This is a genomic window from Cupriavidus sp. NPDC089707, from assembly GCF_044748965.1.
GTDB lineage: Bacteria > Pseudomonadota > Gammaproteobacteria > Burkholderiales > Burkholderiaceae > Cupriavidus.
The window spans coordinates 180,572-205,461 of record NZ_JBIVHB010000008.1; the positions used below are offsets into that span (position 1 = coordinate 180,572).

Genomic DNA, 24,890 nt, shown 5'->3' on the forward strand with positions numbered 1-24,890 from the left:
TGCGAATTGACACTTTCGTAACGTAGCGAGTGGGCGCAAATGTGTCAATCCAATGGAGCCATCCCGTGTCACAACGCGGCTAAGGCGGTGACACTTTCATTACGCTCTACGGCCACGGCGCCGGAAACGGTCACAACGATTTAAGGTACTCGGCCAGGTCGGTGATCTCTTGACTGTTCAGGCCCAGCGCCATCCTGGTGTTGTAGGTCTCCACGACATTCGTCAAAGTCGCCGCCGATCCGTCGTGAAAATATGGCGCGTGCTGCCATACCCCCTTGAGGGGCGTGGTCCGGTATTGCTTGGTCGCTGAACGAGAGGCGTAGCTCGGTGTTTCCGGCTCGGCCATCGAGTCGGATGGAGGATGCAAGCGCGAATTGGCGTCGGTAAAGGCCCCGCCGCTATGGCAATTGACGCATTTCCCCGCCCCTTCGAAGACGAGCTTTCCCCGCAGTGCCGCTGTGCCGTCGAAACTGCCAGCCGGCGCGGGGGGAGCGCTCAGGGATAGTTGATAGGCTTGCAGGGCAGGGAGCTTGCTGGTGACGAGATCTTCCGTGCCATGCGTGATAGACAGATTCAGGCGTGGCTCGGATACGGAGCCAAGGCCACCCATTTCGGCTACGGCGACGTATCGGTTCCAGTAAGCGATGTCTTCGCCATCGCCGGTAAAGGTAATGCGATGAATGCCGGCCAGGCCGTAGGCGGGAGGGATCACGACCGGCTTGCTGATGCCGTCGATGTTGTGCCGGGGATCAAACTTGCCCGCGCCCCAGGCGTTGAAGACCTTCTTCATGGCCGCGTCGATGGCGGGCGACAGGGCGATGATTGCGCCGGGATTGAGATCGCGGTTGGCCCATCCGTCCAGGCGCTTGCCAATGCCCGGCGCGAACGAATTGTCCACGGTCGAATGGCATAACGCGCAAGTGATGCCGACCCGGGTGAGCTTGTCAACCCCGTTGACCGTCTCGACAGTGCCCTTGATGCCGACGACCGCGTTCAGTTTCAGGAGCGTCACCGTGGTCGCCGGGCTCGTGAGGTCGACCGTGCCATTGCGGATTCCAGCCGCTACCGCTTCGGGCAAGGCCTCGGCGTCCACCTTCAGCCCGACTGACAATGCAGTCATGGGATCCACCGCGCTGGCAATGACCTCATGCATCTTCAGGCTATCGGTCCACTGCGCCTCGTCGCCGAAGGTCTCGAAGCGGAATATCTGCTTGCCTTGCGCTATCAGGGCTGCCTGGCTCGCCGCCGCGCTGGCCGCCTCCCCGTCTCCCGCAGAGCCGCCGCATGCTGCGGCTGCCACCACCGCGGCCGCGGTCGCCATCGCGTTCAGCAGCCCTCGCCACGGTGTTGCCGGATGCGGCGGCAGCGCGGGCAGCCCCTGCGGCTTCAGTGCCAGTGCCTGCGATATCTTCTTCATGATCCAGATCCTTGCTGAGAGGTCACTATGGCAACGGACAAGGGGCGACCGGTCTGCCACCGATTGCAACGGCTTCGCATCCCCGTTTATGTCGTTAGACATTCGCGCTCACCGGAAGGTGACAAGCGGGCTGGATTCCGAGGCCGGGTATCACAGCCAGATAAGGCTGACCCCATCGCCTATGATTGAAAATTCAAATACGTGACCCATCCTTGAGCCGGGCCACGGCACGGGTGTCGCTATGAAAATCACGCTGCTGTCGGACTTGCACCTGTCCGTCCATCCTATGGACCCACCCCGAACCGGGGGCGATGTCACCGTGCTGGCGGGAGACATCTGGCGCCCCGAGGCGGCAATCCAGTGGGCGAAGCGCCTCGGACAGCCAACGCTGTACGTCGCCGGCAACCATGAGTTCTATGGGACGGACCTGGTGACGGCCATGGCGCTGCTGCGCAGCCATGCCGATGGCAGCCCGGTGCGCGTGCTGGAACGAAACGAATGGCGCCACGGCGGCGTGCGCTTTCTGGGGTGCACACTCTGGTCCGACTACCGGCTCTATACAAGCGCCGAAGAGCGGGAGCCTGGCCTGCGCCAGGCCACGGAACTGGTACGCGATTTCTCGCGCATCGGCATCGCCCCCGACTTTGAGCAGAAATTCACGCCGGCTGTGTCACAGTTGCTGTTCGACAACTCAGTTGCGTGGCTGGAGGAGAAATTCCGCGAGCCGTGCGACGGCCCTACCGTGGTGGTCACACACTTCGCCCCGTCGCGCCGCAGCATTCATCCCAGGTTCTCGGCATCCTTGCTCAATGCGTGCTTCGTCTCGGACCTCGAGGCGAGCATTCTGAGATGGCAGCCTGCGCTCTGGCTGCACGGCCATACCCATGACAGCTTCGACTATCGGATAGGCGCCACGCGCGTCGTCGCCAACCCGAGGGGCTATGCGCGCAACGGCGTGGCCGAGAACCCGTCGTTCGACCCTGGACTGGTGATTGAAGTCAGCTAGTGTCCATGTCCACTTTTCCTGTCACCCTTTTCGATGTCACCTTTTTGCACTCGCCCGCGTCTAATGACCAGGAAGCGGAAAAGGAATAACACCCCCAATGGATGCCAACCGGATTGCCAAGCCCCCACCAGCCGCGGGCGATGCCCGCCCGGAAGCTGACCTGGTAGCCGGCGCCCGCGCCGGCGAAGCAGCTGCCTTTGAGGCCATCATGCGGCGCCACAATCGCCTGTTGTTCCGCACGGCGCGCGGCGTGGTCGCGGATGATGACGAAGCCCAGGACGTGGTGCAGGAAACCTACCTGCGCGCCTTCACCAGCCTGGATTCGTTTCGCGGCGAGGCAGCGCTGGGCACCTGGCTGGCGCGCATAGCCATCAATGTCGCCCTGACTGCACAGCGCAAGAAAGGCCGGATCGTCCGGCTGGAGGTCCGATTGGATGAAAAGGAAAGCTCTGCCGAACCCTCACAGGAGAATGTGATGTCTTTCCGCGCTCCCGATGGCGAATCGCCTGACGCCATGGCCGAACGAGGCCAGGTGCGCGAGCTTCTGCAGGCCGCTGTCGAGAACCTGCCGGTCATCTACCGCAGCGTCTTCATGCTGCGGGCCGTCGAGGACATGAGCGTAGAAGAAACGGCGTACTGCCTTGGCGTGAGCAGTGACGTGGTCAAGACGCGCTTCCTGCGGGCCCGCACGATGCTGCGCGAATCACTGGCGGAGCAGGTGGACCCCTATCTTCACAGCACCTTCAGTTTCGCCGGCGCGCGCTGCGACGCGGTGGTCGACCACGTGCTCACCACACTCCACCTGCGCGGCTGATCCGGCCGCATGGATGAAAAGCGAGCCGGCCATCCCATGCCGGCTCATGGCAGCGCGCCGGGATTCGGCCTCCCCCAACTAGGAAGAGTATGAATGCACCAGAGAGATTTGCTTGCCTGCCGGACGTCCAGGCCAGGGAGGACCAACGGGACCTGCCCATCAACGCGGCAGGTGTCAAAGGGGTACGGTATCCGATCACGCTGCGGGCGGGGGCACGGCTGCTACCGACCATCGCGACCTTGTCGATGACCGTGGGATTGCCGGCCGCTGCCAAGGGCACGCACATGTCCCGCTTCATTGAGACGCTCGAGGCGCAGACCGAGGCGCTGGACCACGCCGGCTTCAAGCGGCTCCTGTTCGCCATGCTGCAGCGGCTTGAGGCCCAGGCCGGGGAAATCGAGATGCGATTCCCCTATTTCGTCAGGAAATCCGCCCCGGTTTCCGGCGTTCAGAGCCAACTCGACTATGAAGTCTGCTGGCAAGGCACTGTCGCGGAAGATGGCCAGTATGCCTTCTGGATGCACGTCACGGTCCCCGCAACCAGCCTGTGTCCGTGCTCCAAGGAGATTTCCGCATATGGCGCGCATAACCAGCGCTCGCACATCAGTATCGGGGCCAGGCTTACGACAGAGATGGCCGTCGAAGAACTGATCACGGTGGCAGAGGGCAACGCATCCGCAGAGGTCTATGGCTTGCTCAAGCGCCCGGACGAAAAATTCGTCACCGAGCAGGCCTACGAGAACCCGAAATTTGTCGAAGACCTGGTCCGTGACGTCGCGCTTGCGCTGGGTCGCGAGCCACGCGTGAGCGCCTATCGGGTAGAAGCAGAGAACTTCGAATCCATCCATAACCACTCCGCTTATGCACGCATCGTCCACGCAGGCAGCACAGTGAAGTGCGGGTAGGCTGGCGCGTCGGCAGGCAATCCTCGGAGCTGCAAGATGAAGACTTACCAGACAAGACTCCGGTCACGCGAAGTCATCGCGGACCGTACCATGGCGTTCCATTTCGAGAAGCCGCCCGGATTCAATTTCAAGCCCGGCCAGGCCATCGACCTGATCCTTGCCGCCGCCGAGGCCGGCCCAGGTTCGCCCGTCGCGCGCCACACGTTCTCCATCGTCAGCGCACCATTCCAGGACGAAATCGTCATCGCGACGCGCATGCGCGACAGTACGTTCAAGCATGCGCTCCAGTCCTTGCCGATTGGTGCCACCGCCGGGCTGGAAGGGCCGTCAGGGTCGTTAACCCTGCACAGTGATCGCGGGCGGCCGGCGGTCCTGATGGGGGGCGGCATCGGCATCACGCCGTTTATCAGCATGCTGCGGCACGCAACCAGGGAGCAGTTGCCCCAGCAATTCTTCCTGCTCTACTCGAACCGACGGCCTGAGGATGCCGCATTCCTCGCCGAACTGAATCAGCTTGAGCGGAAGAACCAGAATTTCCGGCTGATCGCGACCATGACGCAGGTAGCCAAATCCGAACGGCCGTGGGACGGTGCAACCGGCCCGATTGACGAAGACCGCGTGAGAATGGCTTGCAGCAACCTCAGCGCGCCGGTTTTTTACCTCGCCGGCCCGCCAGGCATGGTCGAGGCGATGCGGCAGTTGTTGAATGAGGCCGGCGTCGAAGATGAAGACATTCGCAGTGAAGAGTTCTTCGGCTACTAGAGGCCATGCGTCATCATTTCGCTGCAGAAACGAGCTTGTCGCGAAGGCATGCAAGCATGGAAACGAAGCGATGTAAAGCAAGGGGAACCAGGATCACTGCGGCTCTGGCACAGACGTCGACAGTGTAGCGGAGCAACCACCACTACGACCACCCTGAACAGCCCTATCATGGTGGGCGTTACTACCTGTTGATTGGTGCGTGCATGCTCCTACCCGGCTTTCTGTACGGGTTGTGGCTGCGCTAGCTCATGCGCAACGCCGCCGATTCCACATTACGGCACGGCGTCGCAGCTCCTGAGGCAGGCGGGGCCGCCTGGCAGTCGGCAATGAGCGCCGCCAACTTTGTGCGAGTCGATACCGCAGTGCGCCGCGCAGGCGATCGACGTTGCCTTGAGCAGTTGGCCGAACGCCGTCGATGCGGCCGCGAACGCGGCGCGCCAAACGTCCGCGCTCGTCTCGCGCGCGGGCAGGCACTAGCGCGCCATGTCTAGGAGGCGTCGCCAGCGCTTCCGGTGCTCATCACACGCCCCAGAGAATGTCAGCGTGCTCCCGTTGTGCGACACGCATCATGTCGAGCAACGGGTAGACGCGTTGCGCCAACGAGGCGGGCCTGGAGTTCCTATCGACAACATTGCCCGTGGCGCCGTCTCTCGCGGCATGAATCGCCTTGTCATGCGAGATTGCAGCCGTGCCCACATTAGCATCTTTGAATACATCACGATATGATATAAAAATAAATGGAGAGGGAATGCCCGATCAGGACTGGATAGCGCCCTTTCTAGGTCGACATGCGCCGCACTGAATTTGTCTGCTCAGGCTGGGTTTCGCCTGGGCCGCCTGGTTTTTTGGTTATGGTGCAGCGCGGCCGCATTGACCGTGGGAGCACACCATGGAACTACACATGCATTCGCACCACTTCGCACGCCGAAGACCAGACTGGCGCGCCGCCGTCTTTGCGGGGCTTGCAGCGGGGGGGAATTTCTTGGTGATGGAGGTGGCGGCCACGGTGATTCTCGGCGGCACCCTGTGGGTACCCCTGCGCATGACCGCTGCCATCTTGATGGACCACGACGTCCTGACACGTGCGGCTGGCTTTGAACCGGGGGTCATGCTGGTGGCACTGGCGGTTCACTGCGCGCTGTCAGTGATTCTCGCCCTGGTCCTGGCGGCAGTCATGGCTTCGTTCAGCTTCGACTCGAGCTTTGGCATGGCCACGCTGGCCGGTGTCATCTTCGGACTGATTGTGTATTGGATTGACTTCTACGGCATGACGCGCGTCTTTCCGTGGTTCACGAACGCACGTGGCGCCGCGAGCCTCGTAACCCATCTTATGTTCGGTCTGGTCGCCGCCGTTACGTACTGGCGACTCAAAGGGAAAGTTGGCATCTCGGCAACCACTGCACGGTAATGTAGCCTGGCAGGGCCTTGGCATAGGCTTTTCCCCATGGCAGGGCACCGCTTGCCTGATGGATTGTAGGCTCTGTATTGGGGTCGGACTGAAGGGGCGTCATCGTCCGGCTTTATGCTCTGGGCAACCCGCAAGGGGAGGACTCGCATGGATGAAGCAAAACCGTTTTGTATTTCCAAACAGTCATGTCTCGTTCTTTTTGCCAAGCTCAGGAAATTTTATGACCTGATCGACGGCTTCGTCCTCATCATGCTGAGCGCCATCGCCATTGCGCTGGCGGCCCCGCAAATCGGCACCGGCGACGGCCCGCTGCAACTGGGCATGGTCACCAGCCTGGGCGTGGCGCTGGTGTTCTTCCTGCATGGCGCGGCGTTGTCGCGCGACAAGCTGGTGGCGGGCGCCAAGCACTGGCGCCTGCATGTGTTCGTGCAGGCCTTCACCTATGTGGTGTTTCCGGTGGTGGGCGCGCTGCTGATGCTGTTGCTTCGCAACACGCTGCCGCCGGATCTGCTGCTGGGCGTGTTTTTCCTGTGCGCGCTGCCATCGGCGGTATCGTCCTCCGTCGCCATGACCTCGATGGCGCGCGGCAACGTGTCGGGCGCGATCTTCAATGCCACCATCTCGGGCCTGATCGGCATGCTGGTCACGCCGCTGCTGATGGGGCTGGTGATCAGCGCCATCAGCAGCGGCGCCTCGATGCCGCTGGGCAAGGCCCTCACCGGCGTGGCGCTGCAGTTGCTGCTGCCATTCGCGCTGGGCCAGTTGCTGCGCCCGCTGATCGGCAACTGGCTGGCGAAGAAGAAGCAGATCACCAACAAGATCGACCGTGGCGTAATCGTGCTGATCGTCTATTCGTCGTTCTGCGATGCGACTGCCGAAGGCCTGTGGCACCAGTACCAGTGGCAGACCATCGGCGCGGTGATGCTGATCGCCGCGGTGCTGCTGTTCGTGGTGCTGGGCATCACCACGCTGACCGCGCGCCGCCTGGGCTTTTCTGTCGAGGACGAGGTCACCGCGGTGTTCTGCGGCTCGAAGAAGAGCCTGGCCAACGGCATCCCGATGGCAAAGATCCTGTTTGCCGGACATCCCGCGCTGGGGCTGCTGGTGCTGCCACTGATGGTGTACCACCAACTGCAACTGATCGTGTGCTCAGTGATTGCGTCGCGCTATGCCACCGGCATGTTGCATAAATCGAGGAGCTATGGCGCCTGACATTTACGCGCAACGGTTGGCACAGCAGCCCTCTCGTCCTCGCCAGGGCGACGGTGGAGGACCGCTAGATGATTTTCAAGACAGGTCGGACCGACGCTCGCTAAACCTGAAGAACTGATAGGGAAACTCTGCAAAAATCCCCGGTCTTCGCGGTTCTACGACGCTGTTTCCAAGCCTTCACGATCATGAAGCTACCCCGCGCTGGTATCGGCTACGAGCCAGGACGTCAGTCAGAGGTGGCCGCGGAAATTCGGACAGTCCAGAAGATGACGAAACGAAGCAGACGGACCCACTCGGCGACCTTTAAGGCCAGGGTGGCCATGGCCGCGCTCAAAGGCGACAAGACGCTGGCGGAGCTGGCCCAGCGGTATGACGTGCACACCCGAGCCAGATCACGGAGTGGAAGCAGCAGTTGGCGGAGCATGCCCGTGAAGTGTAGTAATGACGTCAACAAGAAGTAGAATGGTGATGGTGGGCGGTGGAGACGACGGCCGTTCCACGCTACAGCATCCTCCACGCCAGTGCGCCCTCGTCACACAAAGTGCGGAAGACCCAGAATTGCTTCGGTTCAGGAGTTGCGTCAGGAGCCGGTCGTCCGACGTTGACGATAGACGGTCACGCCATTCTCTTCGCGCGCGGCCAGCGCATTGCGCGCGCCGCAGATCGGGCAGCGGAACAGTGGGCCCTGACCCTCGTTGGCGACGACCACTTCGGTGGAATCCCAGCGGGTTCCGCAGGATTGGTTCTGGCAGGTGTAGTAGATGGGCTTTTTCATTTGCGCGGATCGTAGCACGAGATAACGAGCTTGCCGGGATTCGGAGCCAAGGCCGATCAAGCCCATCCAGCACGGCGTCGACTTGCCGATTTCGCAGCGCGTCCCCACTAATTGATAGGTGGGGACCTATTGTTCTTATCGATGCTTCAAGGTCTAGACGGTACTGACTGGAGGCTTACCTTCGATGATCAGCCGCATGGGTTGCTCCCACCGTTGAGATACTAATCAGCGTAGTCCATCCGAAGCCTGCGCCAGGCAGATTCGGAATAGGCCGTCCCTGGGGGCTCTCCAGGCTTTGCACGCTCTCTTCTACGCCAGGGGCTGGGACCTGCTCGGTGGCAGTCTCGGACCAGCAACGACAGCGGCCAGAGTGAGGCGAAGCCAAGACGGCTCGCCTAAACTTTTGACAGAACGTTCCAGGAGCCTTGTTATGTCCTGCCGCCAAGTGCTACGCGCTTACCACGCCCTGGGCGCCGCGATGGTTGGGCCCACGATTCTCGTCGGGGTGGCGCTCGCCCTCGGAGGCTGCGAGGGCGTCCCGCGAGATACCGCGGCGACACCGCCTCCGCCTCGTCAGCCAATCGCGAGCAGCGATGACCAGTATCCGGCACCGCGGTCCGAGCGCGACACGCGTCCCCCGTCGGCACCAGCACGCTAGGCGATTGGCGAGCCGTGACCATTCCATCTACACTTCACGCCTACGAAAGATTCCTCAACAGCTCTCTTGCCTGAAGTATATCCACGGTATCCGTCCCTTCTGAAGAGGCGGAGTCTCGCTCAGCACTTGCCTCGCAACGTCGCTCTTTCCTTGGCGGTGCCCAAGCTTGGCGAGGCTTAGCGCGCCCTGCCATTCAATGGATTTGGCGCCTTGCTGACGGGCGAGAGGATTGCCTTCTGGAAGCACGCCTGCGCTGCTTGCTCCGTGGCGGTTGAATCAGCATTCTCGTCGGGCGGCTCCAACATCAACGTAAGCGTCCGGGCAACCCGTCTTGAATTGCGGTGAGGGCCTTGGGAGTATCGTGTCCACTTAACGAATAGGTGGACACGTGGACACTATCGAAGAAGAAGCGCCGGTCGGACGACGTCGCCGCCGCCGCTACAGCCGCGAGTTTAAGGCGCAGGTTGTAGCCGCGTGCCAGGGACCAGGAGTTTCGATTGCAGCAATTGCGTTGCATCACAAGCTCAACGCGAACCTGCTCAGGCGCTGGGTTGATCAGGCCGAAGGGAATGTGCTGGCCCCGATCGTCGGTGGCGCCGTGGCGGTCCAGCCGGCAGCGATGCCGGCATTCGTGCCGGTGCCGCTTGAGACGAGGAACTTGCGCCCAACCGAGATCCGCATTGAAGTCCGTCGCTCAGACCAGTCGATCACAGTAAGTTGGCCGACATCCGAAGCAGCGCAATGCGTTGCGTGGCTGCGCGAGTGGCTGGCGTGATCCGCATTGACGAGGTTTGGCTGGCCGTCGATCCGCTGGACATGCGGGCCGGCTTCGACACGGCGCTGGCCCGGGTGGTCACCGTGTTCGGCGCCGCCCATCCGCACCATGCCTACCTGTTTGCTAATCGCCGGGCCAACCGCATGAAGGTCCTGGTTCACGACGGCATCGGCATCTGGTTGGCAGCACGCCGGTTAAATCAAGGGCAGTTCGCATGGCCGCGTTCCAGCGAACCAAAGCAATACCCACTGACGCACGAACAGTTGGCCGGCCTGGTGCTTGGATTGCCATGGCAGCGCATCGGTCAGGACGGAGTGATCCGAGTCGTGTAACGTCCGCAATTGCAATCGGTGCGCGTGCCGATGTCCGTGGAATGCCGGGTGGGGCACAATGGCCGGCATGTTCGACACCGTACAACTCCAGGGCATGAACGCAGACCAACTGCGGGCGCTGGCCATGGAGTTGATGTCGGAAGTGCGGGCGCGGGACAGCGAGTTGCGCCTCAAAGATACCCGCATTGCCCAGCTCACGCATGAGATGGCTGTGCTGAAACGGTGGAAGTTTGCTGCCCATAGCGAGAAGCTTCCAGCCGAGCAACAGAGCTTGCTGGACGAAGCCATCGATGCAGACCTGATCGCCATCGAACACGAGCTCGAACAGCTCGCCAGCAAACCGAAAGACGAGTCCCCGCCGAACAAACCGCGCCGTGCGCCGCTGCCGCCGAATCTGCCGCGTGTCGAAATTCGCCATGAGCCGACGTCGACCACGTGTGGTTGCGGCTGTCAGCTCAAGCGCATTGGCGAGGATGTGAGCGAGAAGCTGGACTATACGCCCGGCGTGTTCACCGTCGAACGTCATGTGCGCGGCAAATGGGTGTGCGCGCAATGCGAAACGCTGACTCAGGCCCCGGTGCCGGCACAGGTGATCGACAAGGGAATCCCTACCGCCGGATTGCTTGCGCAGGTCCTGGTGGCCAAATACAACGATCACTTGCCGCTGTATCGGCAGGAACGCATCTTCGAGCGCGCAGGCATAGCCATTCCTCGGTCCACGCTCGCGCAATGGGTCGGCATGTGTGGCGTGGAACTGCAGCCACTGGTGGACGCGCTCAAGAAGCAGATTCTGCAACATCGCGTGCTACATGCCGACGAGACGCCAGTGGCCATGCTCAGTCCCGGCAAGGGCAAGACACAGCGCGCCTATCTGTGGACGTATTGCCCTGGGGCATTCGAGGATCTGCGCGCAGTGGTGTACGACTTCGCCGACAGTCGCGCGGGCGAGCATGCGAGGAACTTCCTTGGCAACTGGAAAGGTCAGCTCGTCTGCGACGACTTCACCGGCTATAAGGCGCTGTTTGCCCAAGGCATTACCGAGTTGGGTTGTATGGCTCACTCGAGGCGTAAGTTTTACGACCTCCACGCGGCGAACAAAAGCCACATTGCACAGGATGCCCTGCAGTACATAGGTAAGCTCTACGAGATCGAGCGAGAAGTGCAGCAGGTTGCTGCACAATTGCGGCTGGAAATCCGGCAACAACGTGCGCGGCCGATTGCCAATGCACTCCATGCGTGGATGACCGGACAACGCACTCGTGTGAGCGACGGATCTGCTACCGCCAAGGCACTGGACTACAGTCTACGGCGATGGGCTGCCCTGACGCGGTACCTCGACGATCCGCAGGTCCCCATTGATAACAACTGGGTTCATGCCGCTAGCGGCATGACACCAGTTATGCCGACTCCCCGATTATGCCGCGTCATGCATGTGCATGGCGGTGGGTATGGCCTTTCGTGATTGCTGTGGCGGCATAACCATATGATTTCTCAGGCTGGCTATCGCGCTGGCCAGGAGAGATCAAATGAAGGCGACACGCATAGTCAGCGAATCCGGCGGACCGCCGGCCCGTCACATTGATGCATTTCTCGATCGTCTACGGGCGGCACACTATTCCGAGGTAACGCTTCGCAAGAAACGAAGGGTCCTGTGTGCGTTCTCTCGATGGATGAAGAACAGGAACATCGACCTGGTTGACCTCGATGAGTCTGCTATGGCTCGTTTTATGAAGCGCCTGACCGACGCGCCAGTAGACCGCGTCCATTGCGAGCGTGCTGCATTACGCTCGTTCCTTGCCTATCTGCGTGCTGAAGCCATCGTGCGCTCGCCGACGTTGGGCGGCCAATCCGCGATCGCACAAATTTATAGCCGGTACCTGGCCTATCTGAGGCAGGATCGTGGACTGGCGGAGAACTCGGTGCTCGTCTACGGGCCCTTCATCCGCGACTTCCTCAGCAGCCACGATGCCGGCGACGGAAGTGTATTGGCCAATGCATTTGACGCCGTAACGATCCGGGATCATCTCCTTGTCCACAGCAAAGGTCGATCGGCGGAGTACACGCGGCTGATGACGGTGGCCCTTCGCTCGTTTTGCCACTTCCTCTTTCTGCGTGGCGATACGTCACGAGACCTGTATGAGTCGGTGCCTCCGGTTCGCAAGTGGCGACAGTCAACTGTTCCAACGTTCCTCACGCCTGAGCAGGAAGAAGCTCTCATTGCCACTACGGACCGGTCCACGCCCCGCGGGCTCCGCGACTATGCCGTCCTGCTGTTGTTGGCGCGGCTCGGTTTGCGCGCCGGAGAGGTCGTCGCACTCGAGCTCGGCGACGTCCGGTGGCGTACGGGGGAACTCGTTGTGCATGGCAAGGGGAAAATGGTGGAACATGTCCCGCTGCCATCCGAGGTTGGAGAGGCGATCGCAATGTACCTCCGCGACGGTCGCGGAGTGAGTGCATCGCGGCGGGTCTTTCTGCGCATATGGGCGCCACGAGTTGGTCTGGCGGGACCGGCGGCAATTGGCCATATTGTTCGTCTGGCTTTCACGCGTGCCGGGTTCCGCCCCGCGTGCCGAGGCGCAGCACATCTATTTCGTCACGGTCTGGCGACGACGATGATTCGCCATGGTGCCTCAATCGCCGAAATCGCCGAGGTCTTGCGACACCGCTCACAGGACAGTACTGCGATCTATGCAAAGGTCGCGTTTGAGGACCTGCGCGGGGTAGCGCGCTCATGGCCCACAGCGGGAGGTGCAATATGACTGCGATCCGCGACTCTCTCGCACGGTACGTGGCAGTCCGCCGTGCTCTCGGGGCGTCATTCTATGAACCTGCGTTGGCACTCGGTCATTTCGTTGATCTTCTGGAACACGAAGGCGCCGAGTTCATTACCAATGATCTGGCTATGCGCTGGGCGACGACGCCCGTACTCGTCCAACGCGCCACCTGGGGGCGGCGCCTCTCCCAAGTGAGGGGATTCGCCAGGTGGATGAACGTCATTGACAGCCGAAACCAGATTCCTCCAGCAGGACTTCTTAGTGCTCGTCGACGGCGGAATGCTCCGCATATTTACACCGAACAGGAAATTAACCTCCTCATGATTCAGGCCGCGCGGCTACGCTCCCGCACAGGCATGCGAGCACTGACCTATTCGGCGCTTATCGGGCTCCTTGTGGCGACAGGCATCAGGCCGGGTGAAGCCTTTCGACTCGACCGGTCGGACGTTGACCTCGTGAACGGGATACTCTCCATCCGGGAGTCTAAGTTCGGAAAATCGCGCTTCGTTCCCATAGAGGAGTCGACCCGCGCGGCGCTCGAACGCTATGCGCGCAGCCGAGACCTACTCTGTCCGTTACGATTGAGCGAGGCGTTCCTGGTTGGTGAGCGCGGTATGCGGCTGAAGGCCGGCACCGCGCGAAGCATGTTCGTCAGAATGTCGCGCGCGATCGGTCTGCGATCAGCGACAGAGGATGGACGCGATGGTTGCGGCCCGCGCCTCCAGGACTTCCGACATAGCTTTGCGACTGGAAGGCTGGTCGAGTGGTATCGCGCCGGACTGGATGTGAGCCGAGAATTGCCGAAACTTGCCGCCTATCTCGGGCATGTCAACGTTGGACTTACGTACTGGTACATCGAAGCAGTTCCGGAGTTGCTTGAACTAGCGGCAGGCTATCTCGGCAAGAACCGCCCGGGAGAGCGGTCGTGAACGCCGCCAGCCTTCCATCCCTCGTCCAGCGCTTCTTTACCCAGCGCCTGCTCGAGCAGCAAGGTCTGAGTTCACATACGGTGGCGAGTTACCGTGACACGTTCCGTTTGCTGCTGGCGTTCGCCTCGAAGCATATCGGGCGCGTGCCGTCAAAGCTGCGGATCGAAGACTTCGACGCGTCGTTGATCGAGAAATTCCTTCAGCATCTCGAACAAGGCAGGGGCAATTCAGTGCGGACACGCAACACGCGCCTCGCCGCTGTGCATGCCTTCTTCCGATTCGTTGCGGTCAGCGAGCCCGCGCTGTTCCTGCAGTGTCAGCGCATTCTTGCAATTCCATCCAAACGCTGCGAACACGGTCCTGTCGAGTTTCTCACCGAGAGCGAGGCCGCAGCTCTGGTAGCGGCACCCGATATACGAACCTGGATCGGCAACCGCGACCGAACGCTGCTTCTGGTAGCAGTTCAAACGGGTCTGCGCAACAGCGAACTGACCTCTCTCAGGCGTCAGGATGTAGTGCTCGGCACAGGCGCCCACGTACGTTGCCTCGGCAAAGGCAGAAAGATGCGATGCACTCCGCTGCGATCGGACGTCATAGCGGTGCTGAAAGAATGGCTACAGTATCAACCTGGCGAACCCGATGATCCGGTCTTCCCCAGTTCGCGCGGTGGCCATCTTAGCGCCGATGCCCTTCAGCGGCTTGTGTCGCGCAACGTCGCAATCGCGTGCCGCTCGTGCCCCTCGTTGAAGAAAAAATCAGTAACGCCCCACACGCTTCGGCACGCGGCTGCGATGAGCCTGTTGCATCACGGCGTAGACCTGACCGTGATCGCGCTCTGGCTCGGGCACGAATCATCGGAGACGACCCAGATCTACTTGCACGCCGACATGCGGCTCAAGGAACGCGCACTCGCACACGCCAATGCGAGCGGCGTCGCGCCTACGCGTTACAAACCACCCGATCCTTTGCTCGCGTTCCTGGAGGGTCTCTGATAATGCCAACAATCCAAGCAATTCGAAACAAGGATCCGCCTAACTGTTGTGTCGTCCGCTTCGGCACGCGGCATAATCTGGGAGTCGGCATAACTGGTGCGAAAACCAGATACGTCCGATTGCCCTTGGCCGGGCCAACTGGCTGTTCGCGGGCTCGCTACGGGCAGGCCGTCGCGCTGCTGCAGCTATGAGCCTGCTTCAATCGGCCCGGCTGAATGGTCACGATCCCTACGCCTATCTCAAGGACGTCCTCGCCCGGCTGCCAGCGCAGCCCGCCAGTCGCCTTGAAGAGCTTCTGCCTCATCACTGGCAACTCCCACCGTCCTGACCGCGGCGCTGTCGTCAAGACGAGATCACCGCGCGCTTACACATCAACTCCCCCTGGAGCCGATTGAGCGTCGTGGCTACGGGCCTGGCTGACGATCGAAAGTGTGGGTGCCTGTCGATCAACCGCTCCTCCAGCTGCCGTGGAGTGTAGTAATGATGGGTCTTCCGCAATTTGTGTGACGAACGGCGAATTCGCGTGTAGGACCTTGCCGTCGTCTTTCCCGCCCCACTACCACCATTCCTCTTATTGACTAACGTGGGCGAGCCCGCCAGCGTCGTCCTGGCGGCACGAGCTCACGCGCCTGCGATGGCGACCGGACCAGCGTGTCCCGCAGGACAAGGCAGGCCGCTCCTTTAGTTTGGCTTCATTACCCTCAGCCGCAGAAGCTCGATGCTCGCGCGGCCATACATCTGACGCTTGAGGAACTTGAGCCGGTTGACGGGACCCTCGGTCTGGCCATTGCTCCATGGCAGTTTGAATGCCGCCCGCACAGCCGGTAAATCGGCGCGCAGGCTTTGCGCAAATCTGCGCAATTCCACAGCGTCGCAGCGTGACAGACGCTTTAGCCATCAATCGAACTGCCGCGGACTTCGCCGGTGCATGAGCCCCAGAAACTCCCGCGCGAGGCTGCGAACTTCACCCACCACGGGTTCGATCTTGCAAAGCGCCTGTACGAAGCGCTCGTGGTCCGCGCTCCTGGGCTCCTCGACGGCGAGCTTCCTCCATCCGACAAGCCATCCGAACACGCGCCGGGCCGACGGGCACGGCATTGTGCGCACGGGTGGCAAAAAAAGCGGTGCCTTGCCCACCGGAAAGAGGAGGCGGATCACACAATTCTTCACCGTGGCGCGACTGCCGGTGTAGCCTCGCTGCTTGAGTTCTTGCCAGATCAGTTCAGGAAAGCGACAGCCCTGTGCGATTCGTTCCTCGATATAGCTGAGATGGGTATCCAAAAGCGTCGGACCTCGTGCTCCGGCGTGGTGCGACTAGTCGGCGCTTTAGACAAGGGATGAACCACACACCGCGGCTTCCGGACAGTCCGTTGGCAAGCACACGACCACAGCCGCGGGCTATTCACGGTCACCTTGCCATACACAGTGCGGACAACCGTCGAACGATGGTCCTTGTGGCTTAACGCCTCGCCGCAGCGCTGACAAGGGGTCTGGCCGGAGAGCCACCCCGCCACTTGCATCGAAACCAGATCGGCCCGCACCTTAGCCAACAGCGACCGACCCTCCGCGAGGGTCAGGCCCATGGCGGCAAGGCTACAGTCGGGGCGCTCAATCACGGCCACGACTCCGTCAACATCTTGACCGGTGTCGCTGCCCTCGTCGGCCAACCTGGCTTCGATGATCAAGCGCATGGTTCGCTCCCACCCTTGCGATCGATACCATCAGCGTAGTCCACAGGCACCCCGAGCGGCCCTCGCTTAGCAGGTTGCTGAAATATCTTCCTAGCACCCCTGATTGCGGCCTTTCGAGGGGTGCCTTGCCCCTCGACCTTGTCGGAAAAATCGATTGTGGGCCGTTCTATGAGGTCGTCAGTCTTGCGCCGAGGTTCAAAAAACAGAATTTCAGCAGCCCGTTAGGGCCCTCCCCAACATTTGCACGCTCTCCTGATCGCAGCGATGCTACAGGTTACGACCCGGAGGTCCATTTATCCTTTGCCTGGAAATCCCGGAGTCGCAGCCGTAGGCAAAATCGCTTGAGAGACGCACGTCCTCTCCTCGCGCCAGAACCAAGCTCACATCCGCAAAATCAGTACGATTATTTCGGGGCTTCTGGCGCAGCTTGGCGAGGACGCGCAGCGCTGACCGGCGCGCCATTGGCACATGCAGGGGGCCTATACTGAACTCAGCCGACACTCACCCCGCAGCGACCGACGGGGGGCACTGCCGCATCCGCACGCGGTGCCGGGGATGAATGCCTTCACGGAAGCGAGACAAGGACCTGCCATGAGCAATCGCCGCTATGTCGTCATGATCGACCAACCCAGGGATGTCTCCGACGAACAGATGGCTGAGTACATCAAGCTCGCCATCGCCAACTGGGGCGCGGGAGTGCCACCGCCGCCACCGGACAGCCCCTTCTTCGACCTGGATGTATTGTCGGTAACGGCCGTCCACAAGGCCCATAAGGATTAAGCGTTAAGCGTGTGGGGCGGCAGCGGTGCCGGCCAGGTTCCTGTGCGGGACAGAGCCATGAAGCAGACCCCTGTTTCCCTTGCCGGTCACTTCCAGCGACCAGCACTCCATGCCCGGGGCATCGCGCCGGCAGAAGAACGCCCCCGTGGCCGTGCCGGTGACTTCGGCCGCGCGCAAGCTCCCCAGGTAGAGCATGGTCAGCAGCCAGCGGCAGCGCGCTGCATGCAGGCGCTCGCGCTCGGTGGCGGTGTCGGTGGCGCCTCGATGGTCTCCTTGACCACGTCCCACAGCACGTGACTGAGGTAGCGCGGGATGCGCGCCTTGGTCTGTGCGCGGCGGCGACGGGCCAGCGCCAGCGGATTGCCGGCGAGGTAGCCGGCTTCGGTCAACCTGGCGAACAGCGCGCTCAGGATCACCAGCGCCTGGCGCACGCTGGCCGGCGACAGCGGCCCCGGTGATTCCGTCAAATTGGGACGCCAGTCCGGGTGGCCGCGCGCGCGCTTTAACCTGGTGCCGGCCAAGACCCCAAGATCCAGCGGCGGCCGGTTGCGGGTCCGGCCAGGAAGCGTTCGTAGCCGAGCAGGTCCTCGGGCGTATCTGCCGCCACGACGGTGCTCCTCCGCGCTGCAGAGAATCGCGTATTGGCCAGATCTTAGTCACCACGTCGGTGCCGGCGCATGAACCAGCGAAGACGTTTGCTCATCCCACCAGCAGTCTCGCAAAACTCAGCTCATGGCCGTCGGGATCGCTGATATGGAAGTACCGCTCGCCCCACTCGGCATCGCGCGGGGCGGCCTCGGGACGCAGCCCGTGTTCGAGCGCCCGTTGGTGGATGGCGTCGACATCGTCGACATGGAAAATGATGCGTCCCCACCACGACCATTGCCGGCTGGCAGGCTGCGCAATCAGGTTGAGATAGCCCGTGCCCGCGTGAAAGCTGGTGAATTCCGCATCAGCGGCTCCATAGCGGATCTGGAATCCGAGCGCCTGGTAGAAGGCAACGGCTCGTGACATGTCGTGGGTGGCGAGTGTCACGGCGTTGATCGAGGAAATCATCGGCATTGGGGGGCGTGTTTAACCGGACTAGATCAGACTAGCATGCGGCCATCGTCCGCGAAATGCCAGTAGCGGCCCGGGTACGGAGCCGGAATGCCTTGGCTTTCGCAGTCGCCTGATCAAAGACCCGGCTGGTGCCGGCCACCGATGAACTGATCGCCGAACTGGCGCGCTACCGCCGCGCCCATGGGCTGGCTCCGAACCGACATGGGCGAGCTGGTTTTCCTGCCACCGTTGATCAGGCGACTGCGAAAGGAGGCGCCGCACTGCACTCTGCACACGTTGCAGGTGCCGATGCCACAAATCGAGGCACTGCTGGCATCCGGCGACGCCGACCTGCTGCTTGGCTCCGTGCCGACCGCACCGGAGTCCTTGCAGCAGTTGTTCATGCATCGGTTCGTCACGATCGTCGGCAAGAAGAACCAACGCGTGCGCGATACCCCGACGATCGAGCAGTTCGAATCCATGCCGCAAATTTCAGTGAGCCTGGCGGGGCGATCCAGTCAAGCCTACGACGCAGCGTTCGAACGTCACGGCGTGAAGCGAAAACGTCTATCTGCATACACTTCCTGAGCATCCCGCTCCTGATCGCGACCGTGCCAGAGGAGTTGGCCAACGTCCTTCGCCAATATGGCATCGTTCGGGTCGTCCAGCCGCCGGTGTCCTGACCGCCGTATGCGCTGAATCAGTATCGGCATCCGCGCTTTCACCATGATCCCGCCAGCGTGTGGCTGCGGCAGCTGGTGAAGCTGACCTTCGACCGGTATCCGGAAACGGATCCATCGCGCTAGGCATCGCTGCGCGCTCCAGGCCGCCGGCGCTCAAGGGTAAGGAACCGAGCTTCGGAGCGCTGCTACGCTCTACGGGCAGCGACCTGGTGGGGATGTCCGGCCGGGTCTGCCCTCCCCCGCCTGACGCGGTGCACTTTACGCTTTCAGGGCGATCCCTTGCTGGCAGTGAAGATGCGCTCGGACCGCCAACCCGGGTTTCCGCGAGCGGCGCCGGCGCGGCAGGCCAGCGCGCGGCGCGCGGTTCCGGATTGACCCAAAGGCGGCGGCGCGGGTCGCGCGCCTGGGCGATGGGCAAATTCTGGCAGTTAACAAAGCGCCCCGAGCCGCTATCATGGGAGGACAGTCCGCGCTTGCCCGCGAGCGCCCGGTCTGACGACTGCGCGAACGACGGCGCCGCGGGCCGCGACCACATGCGGGGCCAGCGGTTACCTTCAGGTTTCGCCTGCACAAGTAAAGTTGTAGCTATCGTCGTGCGTGGCGGAATTCCCTGCGAACCCTTGTCGCACAAGCCCCGGAAGCCGAATTTCATTTCAACCAAAGTTGTGTCTATCGCGGCCGGGACGTCAACTAAAGTTGTAACGCAATGCGCGAATTCAACTAATCTTGTGTCGTAATGGTCGACGCTTCGGCGGAGGCTGCGATGACACGACGCTCGCGACTACGCGTAGACAGCCACCCGAATGGCGACGCGGGGATGTCTCGCGTTGTCGATCTCGGCGCCTGGCCTGCGATCGACGAGTGCGCCCTCCCCCTCGACCGTCGAGCTCTCTATCGGCGACGCGAGCGCGCGATCCGCCTTTACCTCGAAGGCGCGACCGACAGCCAGATCAAAGCAGCCTGTGGCATCGGTCGCGGCCAGACCTACCGATTGCTGACCGAGCGCTGCCTGAAGCAGCACCCCGACGGGCGTGTCTACGGCTGGCGCGGCCTGTTACCGCATGCGCGGGTGAAGTCCTACCAACGGACAGCGCCACTCGAGCTCAATGCCTGGAGTGGCGGAGCCGTCGGTGCCCTACAATGGCTATTCGAATCTCCGGCAGGGCGAGGGCTCGAAAACCGGCTGCGCGAATGGATTCTCGGCAAACGGGGCGAACTCGAGGCGTCCCGCCGGCCCCGCATGGCCGTGTTCCGCTGGTTTCTGGCCGAGTTGCGCGAACGCGGGGTCGAGCGCCGCGGCGAATGGCCCTTCAACGTCGAGAAGCGCGGCTATGTGACGCTTGCCCGCTACATCGATCGCGTGCTCGCCGAGTCTCCCACACGGGCGCGTCAACTCGTCGGCGGGCAGGAAGCGGTGCGCAAGGCCCGCTCCGGCGACGGCACGCGGCGGCCGATGATGGCGCCGTTCGAGCGCGTCGAATGCGATGCGCACAAGCTCGATGCTCGCATGATGGTGTTGGTGCCCTCGCCGCACGGCGGCACCGAGCCGCGCATGATCCACCGCCTCTGGGTCGTGGTGCTCATCGATGTCGCCTCACGTGCGGTGCTCGGTTACCACTTGAGCCTGCGACGCGAGTGCGCGGCCGAGGATGTGCTGCGCGCGGTGCGTTGTGCACTCCTGCCGTGGGCGCCGCGTGAATTGCAGTTCAGTGGCGACGCCTACGTGCCGGGCGCCGGCTTGCCCTCGCACCGCCTGCCGCAGCTGACTGGCGCGTGCTGGAATGAATTCAGCGTTGACGGTGCCCTCGCCAATACCTGCGCGCGCGTCGAAGGCGTGTTGCGCGACGTGGTGGGCGCGAAGATCGTCAAGCCGCAGGATCCGACGAGCTACACCTGTCGACGCGGCAAGGATGACCGGCCATTTATCGAATCGTTCTTTGGACACCTGGCTGCCGGAGGTTTTCATCGGCTGGCAACCACGACCGGCAGTTCGCCCGCCGACAAGCGCGGCGCCGACCCCGACGCGGCGGCCTTCGCCACGCAGTTCCAGTTCGAATATGCCGAGGAACTGCTCGACACACTGATCGCCAATTACAACGCCACGCCGCACTCCGGGCTGGGCTACCGCACGCCACTCGAGCAGCTTGAGCGGCTGATGGCCAACGGTATGGCCCCGCCGCGCACCGCCGACCCCGCCGCCGTGTGCCGCATGGTCGGCGTGCGCAAGCTCTGCACGCTACTTGGCGGCGTCAAGAGCGGCCGCCGGCCACACTTCAACTTTGCCAATGCCCGTTACTCGGCCGAGTGGCTGTGCTTGCGCACCGATTTGCTGGGTCATGCGTTCTGGTTGCACCTCGACAACGAAGACGATGCGCGCTACGCCGCCGTCTCGACGCAGCAAGGCTTGTTTCTCGGCGTGGTCCGCGCCGCGCCCCCCTGGCACCGCACGCCCCACTCGCTGTACATGCACAAGGCGATTCGCGCGCTGGAAAAACGCCGGCTGCTCCACCTGGCAAGTCACGGCGACGCCGTCGAGGCGCTGATTCGGTATGCCGAAGCGGCGCCAGGCGGCAAGTTGCCGGTTCACCCCGCTTACCTCGAGGCTCGGCGCATCCTGCAGCAGCATGCGGAGCGGCTGACCGGCCAATCGATGGTCAGCCTCGCCACCCATGCGGGCCCGTCCACCCCCGACGCCGCAACACCAGATACATCGGCGGCGTGCCCTCCCACTAGCTTGCCGCCGATGCGCCGCGCCCAGCAATGGTAACGTCACCCGGTCCCCACCCCGAGCCGCTCGTGGCGGCCCACGTGCCGCGTGACCATCCGGTCGTCACGCGCGACTACTCGCTGTACACGCTCGCGATTCACGACATGGTCGAGCGCATTGCCGCCTGGCTGGATGACCAGGTCGATGGCGCGACAATCTTCGGACCGTCGCGCTTTGGCAAATCGAATGCCGTCGACCACTGGCTGCAGCGCCTGCTGGGGGAGCGCTATGGCGGCTACGTACCGCTCGTCATCTGGAGCCACACCGACTCGGGTGGCGCACCGGCCGTCGGCCGCTTTTACGCACACTTACTCGAGGCAAGTGGTCACAGGCTGGCTCAAGCGCGGCACACCCCGCTCGAACGCCAGACCATGCTCATCGAGCGCTGGATCGAACTCGCGGCGCAGGGCGGCGGTCGCTTCCTCGTTTTAGTGATTGATGAAGCACAAGGCATGACGCAGCGGGAATGGATGTGGCTGGTCGAGTTGCATAGCGTGCTGGAGAAACAACGCATCCGCCTGTGCGTGTTCTCGATCGCGTCGCTGCAGTTCTTCGACGAGCCGTTCGGCATGGCACTGGCCGGCGGCGCCCATGTCGCGGCGCGCTTCATGTTGGCGGCTGCGCCCTTTCACGGCGTGCGCAGCGTCGACGAACTCGCTTACGTAATGCGCGGCTACGACGAGGGCAGCGAATGGCCCCCTGGTTCAGGTTGTTCGTTCACGGCAGCCCTGGCACCGCGTCCGTGGGCCGGAGGATTTCGCATGGCGCAGCAGGCGGACGCGCTGATGCAGGCCATGCACGAAACCTTGCCGCCACGTTACGCGGGACCGATCGACTTCCCGATGAAGACCGTGGCACAAGCATGCCGCCATGTCTTGCTACGCATCGCCGGCGGCACCGACATCGAGATCGCGACCTCGGCCGAAGCCTGGCGGACCGCCGTTGAAAACTGCGGGCACAGCATGCTGATCGCCCTGGTGTCGGCGACCGCAGCCCTGCGGCACGCAGGTCGCGGGCAGACCCCGCATGCCTGACAGGCGTCTGACCTGGCATGTTGGCAGCGTGCTGCCCTATGCATCGCTCTGGCACACGGTACTGCGCGTGCGCGCTCAATGTGCTCCATCCACATGACTTGCCGGCCCCCGGGGCGCGTCCTGCCGCGACGGTGGCGTTGCTCGAGCGCGCCGGTGGCGTCGATGTCGCAGCGTTCGCACGCTTGCTCGGCGAGACGCCGGAGGTATTTCGGTGGTCGACGCTCGACGCGCTGCCGTCCTGGCTAAGCGCGTCGCTGGTTGTGCCGCAGCCGCGCCTCTGCTTCGCCTGTCTCGCCGCCGGCTACCATACAGGGCTTTTCTCCGTCGCGTTGCTCGACGCCTGCCCGATCCACGGAACGCCGCTGGTTAACCGCTGTCACTGCGGCGCGCCGTTTCACGCGACGTTGCACTCCCTGGAAGACTACGCAGCGGCCGGCAGCTGCCGCTGTGGCCGGTTGCACTTTTTTACGCACGAAACCTGCCGTCGGCCAACGCTGGCGCCGGAGACCACCCATGCGCTCGATCCGGTCGCCGCCTGGCTGGACGCAATGGCGAGGCTGATCCGGTCGGCGCGGCTGGACGAAGCCTTGTGCCAACACGCGCCGGACGGCCTGGAGTGGGTAATCACCGCCGCGCAAGCGCTGGGCCTCGCCTATCCGGCGTGCTTGCGGCCGATCCGTTTGGTACCGCCCCCAATCAGCACGGCGTGGTACACGCCCCGCCCACGGCAAACGCCATCTCGAGATCATGCGCCACCACCACCTGACAAACGCGAGCACGGGAAGCCTTCGTATTGGCCGTCGCTGCCGGCCACGACGGTGTATCGGGCGCTCGCCCGCCACGTGCGCCGACACCTGGCTCCCGACGGCGCGAGATGGGTGGCCCGGTTCATCGACTCGTGCGATCCGTTGGCGATCAGCGCGTGGATCGGCAGCAGTCCCCGCGCGCGACAGGCATTCATCGACCTGCTGTGGGGACGTGCGGCCGAACCTGGTATTGAACAACGGCGTTGGCCCGATCGCCCGCCGCCGGCAGGGACCGTGGGTCAGCTTGCTGAACCCGTGCAAGCCGATTGTCAGGTGCGCGGTGCGAACCATGCCGATGCCGCGACGCGACACTGGCTTGCCTGCCATGCGGCGCGCGTGAGTCTGGGCGCGGTCTGGCGCGATGCGCAAGCGCGCGCCACCGCGGCCGTATGCTCAGGCGTCGCCACCTGGGCAGACGCGGCGCCCAGCACATCGTGGTGTGACAGCGCCTGGTTGGCGCGCCTCACGCCCAGCGGACTCGGCTTCGCGGCGGCGATCCCGGCAGAGTGGACGGCGGTCCCGCATGCTGATAGAGCAATGCGGCAGGTGGCAGCGGCCGCCTGCCGACAGGCGCGCCGGGACACGATGTGGGCGGCCAGTCGTGGCGCGTGCCTGACCTGGTCGGAAGAGACCGGTTGGGAGGTGATCGACGCGATCGCACCCGCCGATTGCGATGTGCGACGTCGTCGCTTGCTGGGCCTGCAGGACGGGCATCCGTGGTGCTGGCTCTATCGCGCGGCCGATGCCCGCTATGTCGCACGCTGGGATCACGCACCGCTGCAGGCATGGGCGCCGACGCCGGCCGGGGCGATCGCGAGCCTGCGGCGCTGTGCGATGGACTATCAGCGGATCGCAAGGGTCGCGCTACCGTTTCCCAGCTCGGCGCACGCGGTAACGCCCGCACCGATTCCGCCGTGGCCGGCGGGGGGCTACCACGTCTTTGTGGCGATCGTCCGCCGCAGGAAGGGATTCTGGCAGGAGGCTCATGAGCTGACCGAGGTGGCCCGCTGCTACCAGCGGGCGCGAGCCCTGCCCGATCTTGCCGGGCGCTGATCTGCCCCTTCTCTTTCTGGCCCGCGCGACCCATCATATAGACAGGCTCAGCGCCGGATTGCAGTCGATGTGACGGCTCAGCCCACCCACGCGAGTGGTTACAACTTTAGTTGACGACATAGACACAACATTAGTTGTGTGAGCGAGCGGTGGGCGGAAAGTGACTTAAGATGTGCTCGATATGGTTACCTGATAATCCCCATTATCAGGCTTGATTTTTTAGGGGATTTGCCGGGTTTTTCAAGCTGCACTTGGGGAAAACGGCCACAGCGGAGG

General features: G+C 62.9%; 22 protein-coding genes and 5 pseudogenes. 20 read left to right on the plus strand and 7 right to left on the minus strand.

The window, feature by feature from the left end; all coding sequences use genetic code 11:
• Positions 1-130 precede the first annotated feature (130 nt).
• Entirely contained in the window at positions 131-1,417 is a 1,287-nt protein-coding gene (locus ACIP1U_RS15600) for a hypothetical protein (protein ID WP_400316402.1), read from the minus strand.
• Between the two features lie 241 nt (positions 1,418-1,658).
• Here ACIP1U_RS15600 and ACIP1U_RS15605 point away from each other — a divergent pair, with 241 nt between their 5' ends.
• The 4 genes from ACIP1U_RS15605 to ACIP1U_RS15620 all read left to right on the plus strand — a co-directional run bounded on the left by ACIP1U_RS15605 (position 1,659) and on the right by ACIP1U_RS15620 (position 4,904).
• The gene (locus tag ACIP1U_RS15605; RefSeq protein ID WP_400316404.1) at positions 1,659-2,423 is read left to right on the plus strand and encodes a metallophosphoesterase; all 765 of its coding nucleotides are present in this window, start codon (positions 1,659-1,661) and stop codon (positions 2,421-2,423) included.
• Positions 2,424-2,520: 97 nt separating this feature from the next.
• The gene (locus ACIP1U_RS15610) at positions 2,521-3,237 is read left to right on the plus strand and encodes an RNA polymerase sigma factor (RefSeq protein WP_400316406.1); all 717 of its coding nucleotides are present in this window, start codon (positions 2,521-2,523) and stop codon (positions 3,235-3,237) included.
• An 89-nt stretch (positions 3,238-3,326) separates the two neighbouring features.
• Positions 3,327-4,142, plus strand: a complete 816-nt coding sequence (folE2, locus tag ACIP1U_RS15615; RefSeq protein WP_400316408.1) for a GTP cyclohydrolase FolE2 — start codon at positions 3,327-3,329, stop codon at positions 4,140-4,142.
• A 36-nt stretch (positions 4,143-4,178) separates the two neighbouring features.
• Entirely contained in the window at positions 4,179-4,904 is a 726-nt protein-coding gene (locus ACIP1U_RS15620; protein ID WP_400316410.1) for a ferredoxin--NADP reductase, read from the plus strand.
• A 519-nt stretch (positions 4,905-5,423) separates the two neighbouring features.
• Here ACIP1U_RS15620 and ACIP1U_RS15625 read toward each other — a convergent pair.
• Entirely contained in the window at positions 5,424-5,600 is a 177-nt protein-coding gene (locus tag ACIP1U_RS15625) for a DUF1840 family protein (protein ID WP_400316412.1), read from the minus strand.
• Positions 5,601-5,793: 193 nt separating this feature from the next.
• On the opposite strand from ACIP1U_RS15625, the gene ACIP1U_RS15630 reads away from it, so the two are divergent.
• From ACIP1U_RS15630 to ACIP1U_RS15640, 3 genes and pseudogenes are all read left to right on the plus strand, one after another.
• Positions 5,794-6,312: a hypothetical protein gene (locus ACIP1U_RS15630; protein WP_400316413.1), complete on the plus strand. Its 519-nt coding sequence runs from the start codon at positions 5,794-5,796 to the stop codon at positions 6,310-6,312.
• Between the two features lie 147 nt (positions 6,313-6,459).
• On the plus strand, positions 6,460-7,524 hold the full coding sequence (locus ACIP1U_RS15635) for a bile acid:sodium symporter family protein (protein WP_400316415.1): 1,065 nt from the start codon (positions 6,460-6,462) through the stop codon (positions 7,522-7,524).
• 266 nt (positions 7,525-7,790) lie between these two features.
• Positions 7,791-7,960, plus strand: a pseudogene (locus ACIP1U_RS15640) (transposase); the annotation flags it as partial.
• 144 nt (positions 7,961-8,104) lie between these two features.
• On the opposite strand, the gene ACIP1U_RS15645 reads toward ACIP1U_RS15640, so the two are convergent.
• Positions 8,105-8,299: a hypothetical protein gene (locus ACIP1U_RS15645; RefSeq protein ID WP_400316417.1), complete on the minus strand. Its 195-nt coding sequence runs from the start codon at positions 8,297-8,299 to the stop codon at positions 8,105-8,107.
• Positions 8,300-9,345: 1,046 nt separating this feature from the next.
• Between ACIP1U_RS15645 and tnpA the strand changes: the two genes are divergently transcribed.
• The 7 genes and pseudogenes from tnpA to ACIP1U_RS15680 form a co-directional block, all read left to right on the plus strand.
• On the plus strand, positions 9,346-9,732 hold the full coding sequence (gene tnpA / locus ACIP1U_RS15650) for an IS66-like element accessory protein TnpA (protein ID WP_400316419.1): 387 nt from the start codon (positions 9,346-9,348) through the stop codon (positions 9,730-9,732).
• Entirely contained in the window at positions 9,729-10,064 is a 336-nt protein-coding gene (tnpB, locus tag ACIP1U_RS15655) for an IS66 family insertion sequence element accessory protein TnpB (protein ID WP_026200865.1), read from the plus strand. The genes tnpA and tnpB overlap by 4 nt, the downstream gene beginning before the upstream one ends.
• 67 nt (positions 10,065-10,131) lie before the next feature.
• Positions 10,132-11,436, plus strand: a pseudogene (gene tnpC, locus ACIP1U_RS15660) (IS66 family transposase); the annotation flags it as partial.
• 154 nt (positions 11,437-11,590) lie between these two features.
• The gene (locus ACIP1U_RS15665; protein WP_400316421.1) at positions 11,591-12,823 is read left to right on the plus strand and encodes a tyrosine-type recombinase/integrase; all 1,233 of its coding nucleotides are present in this window, start codon (positions 11,591-11,593) and stop codon (positions 12,821-12,823) included.
• Positions 12,820-13,767, plus strand: coding sequence for a tyrosine-type recombinase/integrase (locus tag ACIP1U_RS15670; RefSeq protein ID WP_400316423.1), 948 nt, complete (start codon positions 12,820-12,822; stop codon positions 13,765-13,767). Before ACIP1U_RS15665 ends, ACIP1U_RS15670 begins: the two co-directional genes overlap by 4 nt.
• Positions 13,764-14,759, plus strand: a complete 996-nt coding sequence (locus tag ACIP1U_RS15675) for a tyrosine-type recombinase/integrase (RefSeq protein WP_400316425.1) — start codon at positions 13,764-13,766, stop codon at positions 14,757-14,759. Before ACIP1U_RS15670 ends, ACIP1U_RS15675 begins: the two co-directional genes overlap by 4 nt.
• An 88-nt stretch (positions 14,760-14,847) precedes the next feature.
• Positions 14,848-15,087, plus strand: a pseudogene (locus ACIP1U_RS15680) (transposase domain-containing protein); the annotation flags it as partial.
• A gap of 353 nt (positions 15,088-15,440) precedes the next feature.
• Here ACIP1U_RS15680 and ACIP1U_RS15685 read toward each other — a convergent pair.
• Positions 15,441-15,644 (minus strand): transposase, encoded by a 204-nt coding sequence (locus ACIP1U_RS15685; protein WP_400316640.1) that lies wholly within the window; start codon positions 15,642-15,644, stop codon positions 15,441-15,443.
• A gap of 12 nt (positions 15,645-15,656) precedes the next feature.
• A complete protein-coding gene (locus ACIP1U_RS15690) occupies positions 15,657-16,040 on the minus strand; it encodes a hypothetical protein (protein WP_400316427.1) in 384 nt (127 codons plus the stop codon).
• 1,001 nt (positions 16,041-17,041) lie between these two features.
• Between ACIP1U_RS15690 and ACIP1U_RS15695 the strand changes: the two genes are divergently transcribed.
• A complete protein-coding gene (locus tag ACIP1U_RS15695; protein ID WP_018315330.1) occupies positions 17,042-17,230 on the plus strand; it encodes a hypothetical protein in 189 nt (62 codons plus the stop codon).
• Between the two features lie 69 nt (positions 17,231-17,299).
• Here ACIP1U_RS15695 and ACIP1U_RS15700 read toward each other — a convergent pair.
• Positions 17,300-17,825 (minus strand): annotated as a pseudogene (locus tag ACIP1U_RS15700) (integrase); the annotation flags it as partial.
• Positions 17,826-17,929: 104 nt separating this feature from the next.
• On the minus strand, positions 17,930-18,286 hold the full coding sequence (locus tag ACIP1U_RS15705) for a VOC family protein (RefSeq protein WP_209774653.1): 357 nt from the start codon (positions 18,284-18,286) through the stop codon (positions 17,930-17,932).
• A 119-nt stretch (positions 18,287-18,405) separates the two neighbouring features.
• On the opposite strand from ACIP1U_RS15705, the pseudogene ACIP1U_RS15710 reads away from it, so the two are divergent.
• The 5 genes and pseudogenes from ACIP1U_RS15710 to ACIP1U_RS15730 form a co-directional block, all read left to right on the plus strand.
• Positions 18,406-18,490, plus strand: a pseudogene (locus ACIP1U_RS15710) (integrase); the annotation flags it as partial.
• A 3-nt stretch (positions 18,491-18,493) separates the two neighbouring features.
• Positions 18,494-18,859 carry a LysR substrate-binding domain-containing protein gene (locus ACIP1U_RS15715; protein ID WP_400316429.1) on the plus strand — a complete coding sequence of 122 codons (366 nt, stop codon included), beginning with the start codon at positions 18,494-18,496 and terminating at the stop codon, positions 18,857-18,859.
• A 912-nt stretch (positions 18,860-19,771) separates the two neighbouring features.
• The gene (locus ACIP1U_RS15720; RefSeq protein ID WP_400316431.1) at positions 19,772-21,721 is read left to right on the plus strand and encodes a hypothetical protein; all 1,950 of its coding nucleotides are present in this window, start codon (positions 19,772-19,774) and stop codon (positions 21,719-21,721) included.
• 29 nt (positions 21,722-21,750) lie between these two features.
• Positions 21,751-22,755: an ATP-binding protein gene (locus tag ACIP1U_RS15725; protein WP_400316433.1), complete on the plus strand. Its 1,005-nt coding sequence runs from the start codon at positions 21,751-21,753 to the stop codon at positions 22,753-22,755.
• A gap of 131 nt (positions 22,756-22,886) precedes the next feature.
• Positions 22,887-24,614 (plus strand): hypothetical protein, encoded by a 1,728-nt coding sequence (locus ACIP1U_RS15730; RefSeq protein WP_400316435.1) that lies wholly within the window; start codon positions 22,887-22,889, stop codon positions 24,612-24,614.
• Positions 24,615-24,890: the final 276 nt, after the last annotated feature.

Excerpts from the sequence above, each read along its gene's own strand:
- ACIP1U_RS15600 (WP_400316402.1), bottom strand. The coding sequence starts at position 1,417 with ATGAAGAAGATATCGCAGGCACTGGCACTGAAGCCGCAGGGGCTGCCC.
- ACIP1U_RS15605 (WP_400316404.1), top strand. The coding sequence starts at position 1,659 with ATGAAAATCACGCTGCTGTCGGACTTGCACCTGTCCGTCCATCCTATG.
- ACIP1U_RS15610 (WP_400316406.1), top strand. The coding sequence starts at position 2,521 with ATGGATGCCAACCGGATTGCCAAGCCCCCACCAGCCGCGGGCGATGCC.
- folE2 (WP_400316408.1), top strand. The coding sequence starts at position 3,327 with ATGAATGCACCAGAGAGATTTGCTTGCCTGCCGGACGTCCAGGCCAGG.
- ACIP1U_RS15620 (WP_400316410.1), top strand. The coding sequence starts at position 4,179 with ATGAAGACTTACCAGACAAGACTCCGGTCACGCGAAGTCATCGCGGAC.
- ACIP1U_RS15630 (WP_400316413.1), top strand. The coding sequence starts at position 5,794 with ATGGAACTACACATGCATTCGCACCACTTCGCACGCCGAAGACCAGAC.
- ACIP1U_RS15635 (WP_400316415.1), top strand. The coding sequence starts at position 6,460 with ATGGATGAAGCAAAACCGTTTTGTATTTCCAAACAGTCATGTCTCGTT.
- ACIP1U_RS15645 (WP_400316417.1), bottom strand. The coding sequence starts at position 8,299 with ATGAAAAAGCCCATCTACTACACCTGCCAGAACCAATCCTGCGGAACC.
- ACIP1U_RS15665 (WP_400316421.1), top strand. The coding sequence starts at position 11,591 with ATGAAGGCGACACGCATAGTCAGCGAATCCGGCGGACCGCCGGCCCGT.
- ACIP1U_RS15670 (WP_400316423.1), top strand. The coding sequence starts at position 12,820 with ATGACTGCGATCCGCGACTCTCTCGCACGGTACGTGGCAGTCCGCCGT.
- ACIP1U_RS15695 (WP_018315330.1), top strand. The coding sequence starts at position 17,042 with ATGAGCAATCGCCGCTATGTCGTCATGATCGACCAACCCAGGGATGTC.
- ACIP1U_RS15705 (WP_209774653.1), bottom strand. The coding sequence starts at position 18,286 with ATGATTTCCTCGATCAACGCCGTGACACTCGCCACCCACGACATGTCA.
- ACIP1U_RS15715 (WP_400316429.1), top strand. The coding sequence starts at position 18,494 with ATGGGCGAGCTGGTTTTCCTGCCACCGTTGATCAGGCGACTGCGAAAG.
- ACIP1U_RS15720 (WP_400316431.1), top strand. The coding sequence starts at position 19,772 with ATGTCTCGCGTTGTCGATCTCGGCGCCTGGCCTGCGATCGACGAGTGC.